Below are 15,257 nucleotides of genomic sequence, written 5' to 3'. Positions count from 1 at the left end.
AAGAAAAAATCTTCGTGTCAGGGGGAGAGACTCCGCAGCACAAGACTGGAAAGCAGTCCGGGCGCCGTCTCCGTGTAATCAAAGCTGTACTGCAGAAGCAACGGATTCATGTAGGGACGCATGACCAGGGAGATGGCCGCGGTGGTTTCGTCCAGCGGCGTCTTGCGCTCGAAATCTCCGGTCTCCCGGCCCTCCTGCAGCACGTCGCGCAGCAGTTGCTGGATGCGGCCCTCGTAGGCAATCACCGACTGCCACCGCTCGGTCGCAGCCGAGGCAGCGATTTCGTACAGCTTACGGTCGCGGGAAAACAGCCGAAGGCTGGATTCCGTCAAGGCTTTGAACATGCGGCGCAGCTTCTCGGGCGGGGAATCCGCCTCCGCCAGGGCGGCATTCACGTCGGCCTCGATCTCGCGCAGGCAGTTGGCGCAAATCATCTCGCCAATGGCCTGCTTGGACTCGAAGAACTTGTAGATGTAGGCCTTGGAAAAACCGATGGCCTTGGCCAGATCGGACACAGCGGTCTTCTCGTAGCCGTACCGACTGAAGTGCTCGGTGGCGGCGGCGACGATCTGATCTCGTACATCGTGGTCCGCCGGGCCACGGGCGGAGACGGGGTAGGAAGGGGTCTTCATGGGCGTCAGCTTACGCGAGTCGCTATAGTTGAACAACTTGTGACCAATTTGTACTATAGTCACTAAAAATTTCGATGGACCTCACCATGTTGCCAAAACAAGCCTCTGCGGCCCTCCTCCTTGCAGGTCTAGTGGCCGGATGTGCGGTCGGCCCCGACTATGTGAAGCCCGATGCACCGGTTCCGGAACGATTCCAAGGCCAGACGGCGGTCGAGCAACGCACGGCCAATGCAACAGCGGATCTATCCACATGGTGGGCAGGTTTCGGCGATCCGCTACTCATCAGATTGGTGCAGCTCGCACTGGAACAGAACCTGGACCTTGCCCAGGCGTTCGCCCGCGTTACGCAAGCTCGCGCTGGCCTAGGTGCCGCAAATGCCGCGTTGCTGCCCTCGGGCAATCTCACGGGCCAGGCCGCGCGTGCGTACCAGTCTGTCGAAACGCCCTTAGGCCGCGTGTTGAATTCAAGACCCGGCTTCGACCGCTACGGCAACGCGTTTGAGGCCGATGCCAACGCAAGCTGGGAGTTGGATGTATTCGGCGGCCTGCGCCGTGGCCGAGAGGCAGCATTGGCCGACTATGAGGCCTCCCAGGCAGGCGCAGTCGCGACACGGCTGGCAGTGGCCGCGCAGACCGCTGATATCTACATCACCATTCGTGGCTTGCAAACGCGCCTGAAGGTGGCCCGCCACCAGGTGCAAACACAAGAGGAATTGCTCTCCACCATCAACCTGCTATACGGCAAGGGGCTGGCAGCCGAGCTTCAGGTCAGGCAGGCCGAAGGCGCGCTCGCGCAGGTGCGCGCCTCCATTCCGCAACTTGAGGCGGGCGTTGATGCTTCGATGAATGCGCTGGACGTGATGCTCGGGTCAGTCCCGGGCACGCACCGCGCGGAGCTGATGGAAGACAAAGACATCCCGGCCGCTCCGCAAATTGCCATCAGCGGATCCCCAGGCGAACTGCTGCGGCGCCGCCCCGACCTCATCGTTGCTGAACGCCGCCTCGCTGCTTCCAACGCGCGCATCGGCGTCGCCATCGCGGAGTACTACCCGAAGCTCTCGCTCAGCGGCCTGCTCGGCAGCGCCACATCGATAGGCGCTGGAAGTCTGTTCGGCAGCGGTGCCAGCCAATTTGCGGGCGTGCTCGGCCTGCGCTGGCGCTTGTTCGACTTCGGCCGCATCAACGCGCAGATCGATCAAGCCAAGGGGCAAGAGGCGGAGATGCTGGCTGCGTACCGGCTCGCGGTGTTGCGCGCCACGCAAGATGTGGAGGACGCCTTCTCCGGCCTCGTCAAACGCGAGGAGCAAGCCACGGTGCTCGCGCAAGGCGTGGATTCGCTGAGCCGCGCGCGGAATGCTTCATTTGCGGCGTACCAAAAAGGCGTCGTCAGCCTGATCGAAGTCCTGCAGGCAGACGAGAGCCTCTTGCGTGCCTCGGACGCACGCGCCCAAGCCCAAACGGAATCCGCGCGTGCCGCTGTAGCGGCATTCAAGGCGCTGGGCGGTGGCTGGCAGCCCGATACCCCGACCGCTGTCGCCAGCAAATAGACCGCTGGCAAAACCCGATTTATCGCAGCTCCCATTCACCCATACACAAAGAAACTGCCATGTCGAATTCCAAAGTTGTTGTCATTACCGGCGTGTCCTCCGGCATCGGCCGTGCCACCGCCGCAAAGTTTGCCCTGCGCGGGTGCCGCGTATTCGGCACCGTGCGCAACATCGCTCGCACTCAACCGATCGCCGGTGTTGAACTGATCCAGATGGATATCCGTGATGAAGCCTCTGTCCAGCGTGGAATCGAGACGATCATCGCGCAGGCCAAGCGCATCGATGTGCTCGTCAACAGCGCCGGCGTGGCTCTGCTCGGCGCGACAGAAGAAACGTCGGTTGCCGAAGCCCAGACGCTATTCGATACCAACGTGTTCGGCATCTTGCGCACCACGCAAGCCGTATTGCCGCACATGCGCGCGCAACGCTCGGGGCGCATCGTCAACATCAGCTCGGTGCTCGGCTTCCTGCCAGCGCCCTACATGGGCCTGTATTCGGCATCCAAGCACGCGGTGGAAGGAATGTCCGAGACGCTGGATCACGAAGTGCGCAAGTTCGGAATCCGTGTGGTGCTTGTCGAGCCGTCATTCACCAAGACCAGCCTGGATGTCAACGCGCCTCAAGCGGTTTCCAAGGTCTCCGCCTACGACGCGGAGCGCGGCATCGTTTCTCAGGCGATTCAAAAAAGCGTCCAAAAGGCGCCGGACCCCGATGGTGTCGCAAGCACCATCGTCGATGCTGCACTGGGGGCATGGAAGATGCGCCGCACACCAAAAGGCGAGGCATCTCTTCTGAGCAAGCTGCGCCGTTTCATGCCGGCTGGCCCCGTTGACTCGAGCCTGAGAAAAACGTTCGGACTCTCCTAAAGCGCGTTGCCACGGGTGCGCTCACTCCCACCCCGAATCTCAACAATGTTCACCGTGAGTCCGGAACCTCGGACGTGCGGCCCGAAAACATCTTGAAAAAACCTCATCAAATCTGCCCCGCCATGGAAGCTTGACGACGCATCCTGTCAGGCATCGCGGCACGGTACGTCTCTGCCCCCAAAGCCGCGCATGGCATGGTTCCTGCACACCGCGTTGCGCCGTACCACCAAAAAAATTCGGGGGACTTGCGTGATGAAGGGGCAGTACACACGGGAATTTCGCTCACCAAGAGAGATGTGCGCAGGGGCTCACGCCAGGCAGCGGCGCGGTGTTTTTCAGCGCCGCTATCGAGCCGCAGCCGCGCCCGCCAGGGTGCCCGCAGACCCCACTGCCTGATCTGTTCAGGATGTGCTCGAAGTGCCGCTGCGCCGCGTGCATCAGTGCCATGCGGCCATTTAAAGCCTTCGCATGCGCTGCGGCGCAGGCCTGCCTGCCGCCGCGCACGGGTCGCACATGGCATAGGGTGCGGCTGCTCGGTCTTGCCGCGCTGTTCGCTGTGCAGTGCGCCCACGCTGCACCGCAAGACACATGGGATTTCTCCATTGAGCGAGCGCCCTTGGAGCGCGTGTTGATGGAAATCGCTCGCGTGAGCGGACAGCCCATGTCGTTTCCCTCCGGCCTTGCGAAAGACCTGTTCGCTGGTCCGGTTCGCGGCACCATGTCGGCCCAGCAGGCGGCGGAGCAGGCTCTAAAAAACAGTGGGCTGCAACTGACCACGCTGACCGACAACACGTTGACCATCGTGGGTGCCCCCGAGGCGCCGCGCGACATCGGGACCCTGCCGCCCGCCGAGGTACGCGCGAGGACGGGCAGCGATTTTGCCGCGTTCACAACCGGCTTCGCCACGCACATCGAGACGCCCATCACGAGCGTGCCCCATGCCGTCAGCGCGCTCACGAGAAACCTGCTCGCAAGCCAGAATGCGCCGTCGATTGGAGATGCCCTGGCGCTGGCCGGTGTCTCGTCCATGTCGCTCGATCCCACGGCCGCCCCCCGCTACGCCACCCGGGGTTTCATGACAGGACAGATCACGGTCGATGGGCAGCCCGACAAGATGGCTTCGCTGCGACCTGTCGAGGCGGTCGAAGATGTTTCGGTGATCAAGGGCGCGCATGCCGACATCGGTGGCACCCCGACAGCCGTTGGCGCCATCAATGCCAACCTCAGGGCACCCGCGGTCATGCCGCAGCGAACGGTGACCGCGGAAATCGGCTCGCATGCCGAGCGCAAGGCCGTGGTGGATCTGGCCGGCCCCATCGGATCGACCGACCTGTCTTACCGGACAGTGGCGTTGCAGGACACGACGGCTAACAGTGATTCGGGATACGCCGGTCGCCGCAAGAGCTACGGGCTGGCGGCGCTCGGCTGGCGAGATGCCGCAACGGAAGTCTCGGTCGGGCTCGAATCCGCAACCAGCCGTCAGCCCATGCCGCCGGCCACGTTTGCGCTGAATGGCGCACCGGTCCGGCTGGCCCTGCAAAGCCCGCTGGGCAATGCCGACGACAACGTGCAGTCCCGCGCGAGCCGCGGCTACTACAAGGTGTCGCGCACCCTCTCCGACGATTGGTCGTTGCACTCACGCGGCACGTACGAAGCGCTCAGCCAACAATCCGTGCTGTGGCATTTGGCCCCGGTGATCAACAACACCGCGCCCTCGCTGACGTTCAATCTGGGCGACCGCAGCGACAACACTGCGTGGGCCATCTCAAATGAGTTGACGGGCAAGTTCGCACACGGGCTGTTCGAGCACGCGTTGACGCTGGGTTGGGACGAGTTCCACGAGCGGCAGGACATGGCCTTTGCGTCAACTCCCGCGCTCATGCCCCAGAATCCGTTTGCGCCGGTCGCACTGCCGCCGGCCACCTTCGTGCCGGGCCTGCAGGTTTCGCAGTCGGTGCGGCAGTCGGTGTTTCGCGTGCGCGACCAGATTGCCATTGGCGAGCGTTGGGAGCTGTCCGGCGCCCTGTACGTGAATGACTACGTCGCCAAACTGCCGCGCGCGCAGCTTCAGGGCACCGCCTGGACACCGTCGCTGGGCCTGCTCTACAAGCTCACGCCGCATACCGCCTGGTTTGCCGATTACTCGCGCGGTTTCCGTCTCAACACCAGCTACTTCGACCCATACCAAGCCTTGTTGCCTGAGCGAAGTCGCCAGCTGGAAACCGGTCTGCGCTGGGCAGATGCCAACCGTGGGCTGACGACGCAGGCTGCGCTGTATCGCATCGATGCGCACAACGTGAGACTCGTGGATGTGGCACCCGCCGGCTACGACACGCAAATCGCCCAACAGAGCAGCGAAGGGCTGGAAGTCTCGATGCAAGGTGCCGTCACCAAGGGCTTGGACACTTCGCTGTGGGTCGCACTATCTCGCGTATCGGGCACGCTGACCACGGGATACCTGCCGCAAGCGCCATTCCTGAGCGGCGCGGTTTGGACGACGTACACCATGCAGGCAGGCCCATTGAAAGGCGCAGGCGCGGGGATTGGCGTTACCGGGCAACGCGGCGCCCCGTGTTACGGCGACACCCCGTTTCGCATGCCCGGTTTCGTGCGCGTCGACACCAGCCTCTTCTGGCACCAGAAATCCTGGAGCGTCGATCTCTTCGCGCGCAACCTCTTCAATATCCGCGCTTACGGCAACGCGCAGTCCGGAAACTTCATCCCCGTTCAGCCCGGCCGCACGCTGACACTGCGCGTGACCCACAACTTCTGACGTTGGCCGGCCAAGCCGAATCGGGCACACGCGCCAAGGGATGGGCTTAAAGCTGGCTCATGCCGCCGTCGGCAACGATCTCCGTGCCAACAATGAAGGCCGATTCCGGCGCCGACAGATGCAGCACGGTCGATGCAATCTCTTCCGGCTGGCCGAAGCGGCCCAGCGGTACCTGGCCCTGGATCTGCGCGGCGGTGGCGGCCAGCGTGTCGGCATCCAGCCCGAGCTTGCCGTACAGCGGCGTTGTCACCGGACCGGGGCTGACCACATTCACGCGGATGCCCGAGCCGACCAGCTCACCCGACAGCGTCTTCGCCAGCGAGATCAGCGCTGCCTTGCTCGCCGCATAGACCGATGAATTCGGCATGCCGATGTGCGCGTTGATGGAGCCGTTCAGCACGATCGACGTGCCCTTGTTGAGGATCGGCAGCAGCGCCTGGATCTGGAAGAACGCGCCCTTCACATTGGCGTTGAAGGTGGCATCCCACAGGGCTTCGTCCACGTCCGGCACGGCGGCAAACTTGGCCATGCCGGCATTGATGAACACGGCGTCCAGACGCACGCCCGCCTCCTGCAGTTGCCGGGTCAGCTCGCGTGCGGCGGCCACGGTGCCGGTTTCATTGCGGATGGCGATGGCGTTGTGACCGAGCGCGGCGCGCGCCGTTTCCAGCGCGGCGGCGTCCCGGCCAGTGATCACCACGCGGGCGCCTTCGCGTACAAATGCCTGGGCGGCTGCCAGGCCAATACCGCTGTTGCCGCCAGTGACCAGAACGGTCTTGCCTTCGAAGCGATTCATGATGTCCTCCAGTAGGAAAGTTGAACTTGAACAATCGCGTGACTGCAGTGTGGACGCGGGCAAGCGGTTTGCCATACGATCCGGACGATGAACATGTTCGAAGGAATTGCACATGTTGACGGACGAAGAATTGGCCCTGCTTGAGGCCATCCGGCAAACGGGCAGCCTGTCGCGTGCGGCGGCGCAACTGGGCAAGGCGCCGTCGACCGTGTCGTATGCCGCGCGACAGTTGGAGCAGCGCTTCGACGCCCTGCTGTTTGATCGGCGCCGCTACCGGCTGCAACTCACGCGCGCCGGGCTGCTACTGACCGAAGAAGCCGCACGGCTGGCGCAGGATGTGTCGCGCGTGACGCAGCGCGTGCGTCAGGTGGCCAACGGTTGGGAAGACCGCCTGTGGATCGTGACGGACGAGCTGCTGGAGTTCGAATCGCTCATGCCCGTGATGCACGCGTTCGATGCGCTGCAATCGGGCGTGGCGCTACGCGTGACGCACGAGGTGCTGGCCGGCACTTGGGAGGCGCTGCGCGATGGCCGAGCCGATCTCGTCATCGGGGCCACGAATGAGCCGCCGTCCATCCCGAACCTCGGGTGGTTCGAGCTGGGCGTGGTGGAGTGGGTGTTTGCCATGTCGCCACGGCATCCGCTCGCAGCCATCGACGTGCCACTTACGCGCGAGGAAATCGCCCGGCATCGCGCCGTGGTGGTGGCCGATTCGGCGCGAACCACCGCCGGCCGCGCCTACGGCATGCTCAGCGGGCAACCTACGCTGGCCGTGCCCAGCATGCGTGCCAAGACGCTGGCCCAACGCGACGGCCTGGGCGTCGGTTGGCTGCCGAGACACCGCGTGTCGTCATTGCTCGCGCGTGGCGAACTGGTAGAAAAGCGCACCACCGATCCGCGCGAGCCCAACCTGCTCTACGTCGGCTGGCGCAGCGGCAAAGGTGAACGCAACGGCGACGGAGAAGGCCGCGCACTGCAATGGTGGCTCGAACAGCTACGGCAGCCCCGCCTAGCCAAGCGGCTGGTCCAGGGGATCGACGCATTCGCCTGAAACTTCGCCGGGCCACGTGATCTTGCCTATGCTGGGATGGCGCCGGCGCCGCATCGCCCGTCGGCGCAACACAAGCGATGCCGACTGTTGCGGAATGATCAGCGCCGCTACGTTTGTCTTCTGACAAACCCTCGGGTGGGTCAACGCGCGCTGTCGGCCAGCGTTAATCGATCACGCACGTATCTCCGTGCCTCGTTGAGGGTCTCGTTATGAAACTGTCTGCGTTGATGTTTTCAATGGGTGCGCTGGTGATGGGCTCGGCGTTTGCGCAGGGCACCGCCGCGCCCGCCACCGCACCGGCAGCGGCCCCGGCGGCCGTCCACGCGGTCTGCAAGGATGGCACGCCGTATAGCGGCGCGACGCTCAAGGGCGCTTGCCGCGGCCATGGTGGCGTCGACAAGAAAGCCAGCGCAGGCGGTGCACCTGCTGCCGCGCCCGCAGCACCGGCTCCGGCCAAACCTGCAGCCGCAGCGCCTGCTGCACCTGCCGCTGCTCCGGCTCCGGCTCCGGCGCCTGCCGCCAAACCCGCAGCCGCAATGCCTGCCAAGCCTGCGGCCGCCGCAGGCACCGTTGCCCCCGGCGGCGGCCCCGACAAGGTATGGGCCAATGCCAGTACCAAGGTCTATCACTGCCCGGGCGATCACTATTACGGCAAGACCAAGCAGGGGGAATACATGACCGAAGCCGACGCAAAGGCCGCCGGCATGCGCCCGAGCCGCGGCAAGGCCTGTACCAAGTAAGACACGCCTGACGCAAACCCGCACGCCGCGGCCCACCCGGGTCGCGGCGTCGTCCATTTCAGCCTGATCACCGCATCGCATGCCCCCCAGCAACGAACATCCCGCCGCCGCACTGCAACACCCAGAGGGCTTTGCCCCGCTGGATGCACCGCCACAACCGCCACAGCAGCGCGTGGTGCGCGACGTGATCGCCGGGTTCTCGATTGCGGGCCTGTTGCTGCCCGAAGCCGTTGCCTACGCAGGCATCGCCAGCCTGCCGCCGCAGGCCGGGCTGATCGCATTGCTGTGCGGGCTTGTGGTCTATTCGCTGGTCGGCACGAGCCGCTTTGCCATTGTCTCGGCGACGTCGTCATCCGCCGCCGTGCTGTTTGCGACGGTGCTATCGGAGCCTAGCGGTAACGGCGCGACGGCGCTCACGATGGCGGCGGCGCTCATCATCGCAACGGGCGTACTGTTCATCCTTGCCGGCGCGGCGCGGCTGGGCGGCATGTCGGATTTCATCGCGCGGCCGGTGCTGCGCGGCTTCACATTCGGGCTGGCGCTGACGATTGCCGTCAAGCAGTTGCCCAAGATCCTCGACGTGACGGTGCACCACAGCGACACGCCACGCATCGCGCTGGACCTCATCACCAGTGCGGCCGGTACGAACCCGTACAGCACGACATTGGGAGCCGTCTCACTCGCGCTGCTCTTCGGCCTTGGGCGCTGGGGGCGCATTCCGGCCACGCTGGTCGTCATCGTGCTGGCCATCGCGGCCGGCTACTGGATCGACTGGCACAGCTACGGCATTGCCGTGGTCGGCCATATCGACCTGCAGAACATCAGCTTCGGCGTGCCTGCACTGAACCGGGTGCAATGGATGGAAAGCGCTGAACTGGGCTTTGCGCTCATGCTGATCCTCTATGCCGAGTCCTACGGCTCGATCCGCAACTTCGCGCTCAAACACGGCGATGGCATCTCCGCCAACCGTGACCTCGTCGCGCTGGGCTGCGCGAATCTGCTCTCGGGCCTGCTGCACGGCATGCCCGTCGGCGCAGGGTATTCAGCCACGTCCGCCAACGAAGCCGCGGGCGCGCAATCCCGTCTGGCCGGGCTGTGCGCAGCAGCCGTGGTGGCGCTGATCGTGTGGTTGTTCCTGCCGCAGCTCGCGCGGATTCCCGAGCCGGTGCTGGCGGCCATCGTGATCTTTGCGGTGAGCCATTCGCTGCATCCGGCTGTGTTCAAGCCTTACTGGACCTGGCGCCGCGATCGGCTGGTGGTGATTGCCGCGTTGCTGGCCGTACTGGTTCTGGGCGTGCTGCATGGGCTGCTGGCGGCCATTGGCGTGAGCTTGCTGCTGACGCTGCGCCAGCTCTCGGAGCCTAACGTGAGCGTGCTGGGGCGCCTGCGCGAAAGCCACGATTTTGTCGATGTGTCTCTGCACCCGGAAGCCAAGGCCGTCCCTGGCGTGTTGATCGTCCGGCCGGAAGTGCCGCTGTTCTTCGCCAACACCGAACGCGTGCTCGGCACGGTGCGCGCAATGCTGCAACAGCCGCACGAGCCTGCGCTGCGCACCGTCATGATCAGCCTGGAAGAAACACCGGACGTCGACGGCTCGGCCATCGAGGCGCTGCGCATCTTTGCCGCCGAATGTGCGGCGCGCGGCCTGCAACTGATGCTGGTGCGGCTCAAGCCGCGCGCGCTCACAGTGTTGCAGCGCGCCGCCAATGACACGCTGCGTCCGGAGATGCTGCACGAGTTGAGCGTGGACGAATGCGTGCAATCGCTCGCGACAGCGCCCAGCACACCGGCCGGTCCCCTGCTCGACAACGCCGGGGCATAACACGCTGCGCGAGGCGCGGCAGCCCCGGAACCGGCGAATCAGCGCGGGGCGTTGCCCGATGCACGCGCGCCTTCCAGGATGATGCGCGCCAGCTTGGCGTAATCGCCATCAAAGTGATGGCCGCCTGGCAGCTTCACGAGCTGCACCTGCTTCGGGTCCAGGCCTGGGCAGTTGGTGTCTGTCTCTTCCTTGCCGTAGATGCACATGCCCAGGCCCGCCGGCAGCTTCTGCACCTCGGGCAGGATCAGCAGGCCAGACGCGCTGCTCGACACCCAGTTGGTCATGTGGAACTCAAAATCGGCACGCTTGCCCAGGCCCATCATCACGGCCAGCGCAACATGCTCGCGTGATGCCGTCGGCAGCCGGTTGACGATGAAGGGCAGCACGTCTGCGCCCTGCGAATAGCCGATCAGCAAAGCCTTCTGCTTCTTCCAGCGCGCCGCGTAAAAGCGCACGAGGCGATCCATATCGGCGGCGGCGGAGGCTGGCGTACGCGGCGTCCAGAAGTAGCGCAGCGAATCGATGCCCACCACGGGCACGCCGGACTTGGACAGCGCAGCCGCGACCTCCTTGTCGAGCCCGGCCCAACCGCCGTCACCCGAGAGCAGCACTGCGAACAGCTCGGATGATGTACCGGGCTGCGCGGGCACTTCGATGATCGGCAAGTCGGATACCGCTGCGGGCGGCGGCGGGGGCGGCGGTTTGCGTTGGGCGACAAGCTTGGCGAAAGCAGTCTTGAAAGGCTCGCTGGCTGTCACCGGCGGTGCATTGGCAGCCGACGCGGCGGCCGGCAACGCCACCGATTGCGCCCCCGAAATCGTATCGATGAAGGCTTGCGTGGCACGCGCTTCGCACAGCGGACCGGAGCGGTGTGCAAACGACGTCGGCGTGGCCGATTGCAGTACCACCCACGGCGCAGACAATTTCGTGGCCGGCAGCAGCACCACCCCGGCGTTCTCGGGCGGCTTGACGCGCTTGGCCGTGGTGCGACTCTCGCTCATGCGGCGGCTGAAGTGCACGCCCTCGCCCTTGCATAGCGGCTTGCGAAGTTCCAGCACGGGGCAGAATTCCATCGACATGGCCGCGGCAAAGATATTCGGGCGCGCCTGGGCAATCATGGCGTAGGCCAGCGCCCCGCCTTCGTTGTCGCCCACGAGAATGGGCGGGTAATAGCCCGGCACCTTCTCGTAGGCCTGCAGGAAACGGCTGAAGTTTTCGAGGTCGCCATCGGGGAAGGCGCAATCGCCCAGGTCAGCCTCCAGGCTCGCGAACAGCGCGGGCGTGGACAGACCGGCCACCAATGCTCCCTGCTGTGCGAGGCTTTCTGCCATGCGCGATGCGGCGGGCGTCCAGCCAAGGTCACCCGAGAGCATCAGCACGACGGAGCGGATTTCACCCTTCGGCTTGTAGACCGGCACATCGCGAAAACGCCCATGCGTGACGAACTCGACGGCGCCGGGCGCCGCCGCGGCCGTGGCGGGCGCCACCACCGGCAGCGACAGCACGCCGCCATTGGCAGCCTTGTTGGCGGTGACGGCTGCGGCGCTCATCTGCAGGCGAGGCGGCATGTCGCCGCGCGGCGGCGCAGCCACAACCCCGCTGGCGCCCGTCATGCCGACGGGCGGCACCAGCACCGGACCTTGCACGGGCGTAGGCTTGGCTGCTGCCGGAGCATCGGCAGCGATGGCCCAGGACGCGGCCAGCACCATGCCGACCGCACTCAAATGCCCAGCCCAACGCAAGCCTTTGCGTAGTACTCCCCGATGCCGCGCCTCTTGCGTGCGCGGTGCTTGCCAACTCATTTGGAGATCACTCCCTTCAAGCCGCCGCCGATCAGCGCGGCAACGTCCGTCAATGTGAACAGCGGCGCAATCCCGCCACGCGCGAGCAGGTAGCGGGCTTCCCACACCGGCTCGAACTTGTCCTTGAAATTGCGCAGCCCTCTGAAATTGTAGAAGCGCGCGCCATGCCGGAACATCATCCGTCCGAAGCGGTGCCAGCGCGGCGCAAGCTGATGCTCAACCATGCCCGACATCGGCGCCATCCCCAGACCGAAACGCTGATACCCCTGCGCCTGGAAGTGCAGGATGACCTTGCCGAACAGGAAATCCATCGTGCCCGGCGGCACATTGCTGCGATAGCGCATCAGGTCGACGCTCGCCTCGATGCGCAGCACGTCTGGACACATCAGCGTGGCAAACGCCAGGATGACGCCCTCACGGCGCACCACGGCCACGGGCTGGCTACAGATGTAGCGGTCGTCAAATGCGCCGAGCGAAAAGCCTTTTTCGCGCGCGTTCTGGTTGCGCAGCCATTCATCGGAGATGGTGCGCAATTCGTCCAGCACGGTCGGCACCTCTGCCGTGGGGACGATCTCGAACGACAGGCCTTCGCGCTCGCCGCGCGTGACGCCGTGGCGCAGGTTGGCGCGGCGCGAGCCCTTCAGGCTGAACTCGGGCAGCGACACATACGCCTCTTCGCCCAGCTTGTAGGCGCGCAGCCCCGCGTCGAGATACAGCGACAGCGTCTGCGGGCGCGTCTTGTAGAACGCGGCGCGCCCGCCATGCGCATCCGCCATTTCGATAAAGCGCCAGATCAGCTCGGGCCATTCCTGCTGCGCGCCCACGGGGTCGGACAGCGCCACCCACGAGCGCCCCTGCTTGGCATACATGATGAACGCGTTGCCCGACGGCGAGAACAGCAGGCTCTTGTCGCCCATCAGCGCGAGCGTGGCATCGGCAGCAGGCTGCTTGCGGATGATCTCCGCCGCGCGGGCGAGTTCTTCGTCGCTCGGGAAGGTCGTAACGCCGGGCTCCTTGCGAAAGAGCTGGCGCATGCCGAACCCGAGGCCGGTCACGGCCACCGCCATCAGCGCGCGGATGGAGCGCGGCGCATCACCGTCGAACGTAAATTGCCACCAGAGCTGGTTGGCGTAGGCGACCTCGCGGTAGGCGAAGAAGAGGATCCACACGCACGCCGCGAACACGCAAAGCATGGCGAGCAGCCACCCCGCCTCCAGCCGTTGCGAGAACAGCGACGAGGGCCGATCAAACTGCCGGCGCGAGATGACGAGCAGCACCGCCAGCGTCACCAATACCGCCATCTCCGACACGGCAATGCCCTTGGGCAGCGCCAGCACGCCGGTCAGCAGCGACAGCACCAGCGCCGCCCACCACGCGGCATCCAGCCGGTGCAGCAGCCCGCGCGCGACAAACAGCATGATGAGGCCCGCCACGCTGCCGATCATGTGCGAGGCTTCCACCACGAACAGCGGCACGTGCATGCGCAGGAGGTCTTCGGCCTCGTCGGTGGCGGGGGTGACGCCCGAGACGAGCAGCATCACGCCTGCCACCATCGTCAGCGCGGCCAACAGCCCCGGCGACAGCTTGACCGCTGCGCGGCCAAACGGTGCCCCGGCGCCGGAGCGCAACTCGAACACGCCGAGCATGGCGGCAGCCACGACCAGCGGCAGCAGGAAATAGATGGCACGGTAGAACAGCAGCGCGGCCAGAACCTCTGCCGGCGGCGCCTGGCCGCTGCAGCCCAACAGAATGACGGCTTCAAACACGCCCAAACCGCCCGGGCTCTGGCTCAGCACGCCCAGCGTGACCGCCAGCGCGTAGAACGCGACAAACGTGGGCAGATCGACGGCGCCTGCCGGCATCAATACCCACAGCGCGGCCGCGGCCGCACTCATATCCGCCGCAGAGATCGCGAACTGCCGCGCTGCCAGCCCAGCCGGCGGCAGGCGGATCGCCCAACGGCCGAACAGCGTCACGTGGCGCCGCCGCATGCACAGCACCAACAACGCCACGACGCCGGCCAGCACCAGCAACGCCACGACTTCAAGCAACGCCGCCGGCAAATGCGCAATGGCCGCGATGTGCGGGGCGCCCCACAACAGCCCGACCGCCCCGAAGGCCGTGGTGGACACGCCCAGCGCGCCCGCATCAAAGGCCACCGCCTCTGTCACTCGCGCCGGGTCAAGCCCTGCCGCTGTATACAGGCGCGTGCGCACCGCCCCCGCCGTCAGCGAACCGAGGCCGACGGTATTGCCCAGCGCATAGGCAATGAACGAGGTCGTGGCCACCGTGGCGGGTGCGACATGTGCAGCCGCATAGCGCAGGCCGGACGCGTCGTAGCCGGTCAGGGCGACGTAACTCAGCGCCGTGGCCAGCATGGCCAGCAACAGGTGCGAGCGCGGCGTGGCCTGCAGCGCGGCAACCATGTCTGCGTAGTGCACATGGTCGAGCAGCGCATACAGGCTGTCGAACACCAGCGCGCCAAGCACGAGCACAACACCGATCACCATCCAGCCAGCAACGCCAAAGCTGGAGTCGGACGGCGCGGGCGTGGCGGGCGCGTCATGCGCAGTGCGGGCCGGTGATCGGCGTGATGTTGGACTGGCGTCGTTGGACGCGGCGTCAGGCATGGTGAAAAACGAAATCCTGCTGGCTTGGCGGAGTGCCGGGTGGAGGCGATATACGAATCCAGGCACGCAAAGGCGGGAGAGCGCGGCAAGCCAAACCGCCCAAGCCCACGCTCGGCGCGGTGTCGACGTCTTGATTGGACCCTGACCTACCGGCACGCGCATGTCGCGCACACCGGTTTTCTCGCGACCCGCGCTTCAAACGGCGCGTGTGCTGGATTCGCACGTTGTTTGTGGCCTACGTAATACGGCTGAAGCGGCCGATGCGTTGACACACGGTCTGCATTTTACGGTTTGGGCGCACTCCCCGGCGCCTTTGGCGGCACATCGGGCTTGCCGGCATCGACGGAAACCGGGTCGCTGGCAGGAAAGGTTTCTTCAATGCCCTCGTCGAGCAGGGCTTCCTCGTGCGTATCGGCCACGGGCGGATGCGGGTTGGCGGGCGCCGGGGTGGGTGAGGCGCGATCGTCTGGCTCTGGCATGGCGTTCTCCAAGGATGCTTACCCAGAATAGGCAAAGCCGGCCTGACACGATTGCACGGAGGTGCGATGGGCATATGTCGGGCGGGCAGCGTGCCCGGCGCCACGGGTGCGGCACTCAG

At 65.5% G+C, this 15,257-nt stretch carries 11 protein-coding genes; 6 read left to right on the top strand and 5 right to left on the bottom strand.

The annotated features are described in order from the left end of the window. Positions 1-17 precede the first annotated feature (17 nt). Positions 18-632: a TetR/AcrR family transcriptional regulator gene (locus ACU8YE_RS12630; RefSeq protein WP_446928855.1), complete on the bottom strand. Its 615-nt coding sequence runs from the start codon at positions 630-632 to the stop codon at positions 18-20. Positions 633-718: 86 nt separating this feature from the next. Between ACU8YE_RS12630 and ACU8YE_RS12625 the strand changes: the two genes are divergently transcribed. The 3 genes from ACU8YE_RS12625 (at position 719) to ACU8YE_RS12615 (ending at position 5,818) form a co-directional block, all read left to right on the top strand. Next, positions 719-2,179, top strand: coding sequence for an efflux transporter outer membrane subunit (locus tag ACU8YE_RS12625; RefSeq protein ID WP_446928854.1), 1,461 nt, complete (start codon positions 719-721; stop codon positions 2,177-2,179). A gap of 59 nt (positions 2,180-2,238) precedes the next feature. Then, positions 2,239-3,045 carry an oxidoreductase gene (locus ACU8YE_RS12620; RefSeq protein ID WP_232039988.1) on the top strand — a complete coding sequence of 269 codons (807 nt, stop codon included), beginning with the start codon at positions 2,239-2,241 and terminating at the stop codon, positions 3,043-3,045. Between the two features lie 661 nt (positions 3,046-3,706). Continuing rightward, the gene (locus ACU8YE_RS12615; RefSeq protein ID WP_446928853.1) at positions 3,707-5,818 is read left to right on the top strand and encodes a TonB-dependent siderophore receptor; all 2,112 of its coding nucleotides are present in this window, start codon (positions 3,707-3,709) and stop codon (positions 5,816-5,818) included. A 46-nt stretch (positions 5,819-5,864) separates the two neighbouring features. Here the strand turns inward: ACU8YE_RS12615 and ACU8YE_RS12610 are convergent, their stop codons facing one another. Further along, entirely contained in the window at positions 5,865-6,614 is a 750-nt protein-coding gene (locus ACU8YE_RS12610; RefSeq protein ID WP_433867775.1) for an SDR family oxidoreductase, read from the bottom strand. Positions 6,615-6,726: 112 nt separating this feature from the next. On the opposite strand from ACU8YE_RS12610, the gene ACU8YE_RS12605 reads away from it, so the two are divergent. The 3 genes from ACU8YE_RS12605 (at position 6,727) to ACU8YE_RS12595 (ending at position 10,227) form a co-directional block, all read left to right on the top strand. Beyond that, complete coding sequence (locus ACU8YE_RS12605; RefSeq protein ID WP_446928852.1) at positions 6,727-7,665, top strand: LysR family transcriptional regulator; 939 nt, start codon at positions 6,727-6,729, stop codon at positions 7,663-7,665. Between the two features lie 209 nt (positions 7,666-7,874). Beyond that, positions 7,875-8,405 carry a sunset domain-containing protein gene (locus tag ACU8YE_RS12600; protein ID WP_446928851.1) on the top strand — a complete coding sequence of 177 codons (531 nt, stop codon included), beginning with the start codon at positions 7,875-7,877 and terminating at the stop codon, positions 8,403-8,405. A 79-nt stretch (positions 8,406-8,484) separates the two neighbouring features. After that, positions 8,485-10,227: a SulP family inorganic anion transporter gene (locus ACU8YE_RS12595; protein WP_446928850.1), complete on the top strand. Its 1,743-nt coding sequence runs from the start codon at positions 8,485-8,487 to the stop codon at positions 10,225-10,227. A 38-nt stretch (positions 10,228-10,265) separates the two neighbouring features. On the opposite strand, the gene ACU8YE_RS12590 is transcribed toward ACU8YE_RS12595, so the two are convergent. The 3 genes from ACU8YE_RS12590 to ACU8YE_RS12580 all read right to left on the bottom strand — a co-directional run bounded on the left by ACU8YE_RS12590 (position 10,266) and on the right by ACU8YE_RS12580 (position 15,138). Continuing rightward, a complete protein-coding gene (locus ACU8YE_RS12590) occupies positions 10,266-12,029 on the bottom strand; it encodes a virulence factor family protein (RefSeq protein ID WP_446928849.1) in 1,764 nt (587 codons plus the stop codon). Further along, positions 12,026-14,659 carry a bifunctional lysylphosphatidylglycerol flippase/synthetase MprF gene (gene mprF / locus ACU8YE_RS12585; protein ID WP_446928848.1) on the bottom strand — a complete coding sequence of 878 codons (2,634 nt, stop codon included), beginning with the start codon at positions 14,657-14,659 and terminating at the stop codon, positions 12,026-12,028. Before mprF ends, ACU8YE_RS12590 begins: the two co-directional genes overlap by 4 nt. Positions 14,660-14,943: 284 nt before the next feature. Beyond that, the gene (locus tag ACU8YE_RS12580; protein ID WP_253535214.1) at positions 14,944-15,138 is read right to left on the bottom strand and encodes a hypothetical protein; all 195 of its coding nucleotides are present in this window, start codon (positions 15,136-15,138) and stop codon (positions 14,944-14,946) included. Positions 15,139-15,257: the final 119 nt, after the last annotated feature.

Source organism: Ralstonia sp. VS2407, from assembly GCF_052950655.1.
Note: the sequence above shows the minus strand (reverse complement) of the source record. Positions and strands in the feature narration are given on the sequence as shown.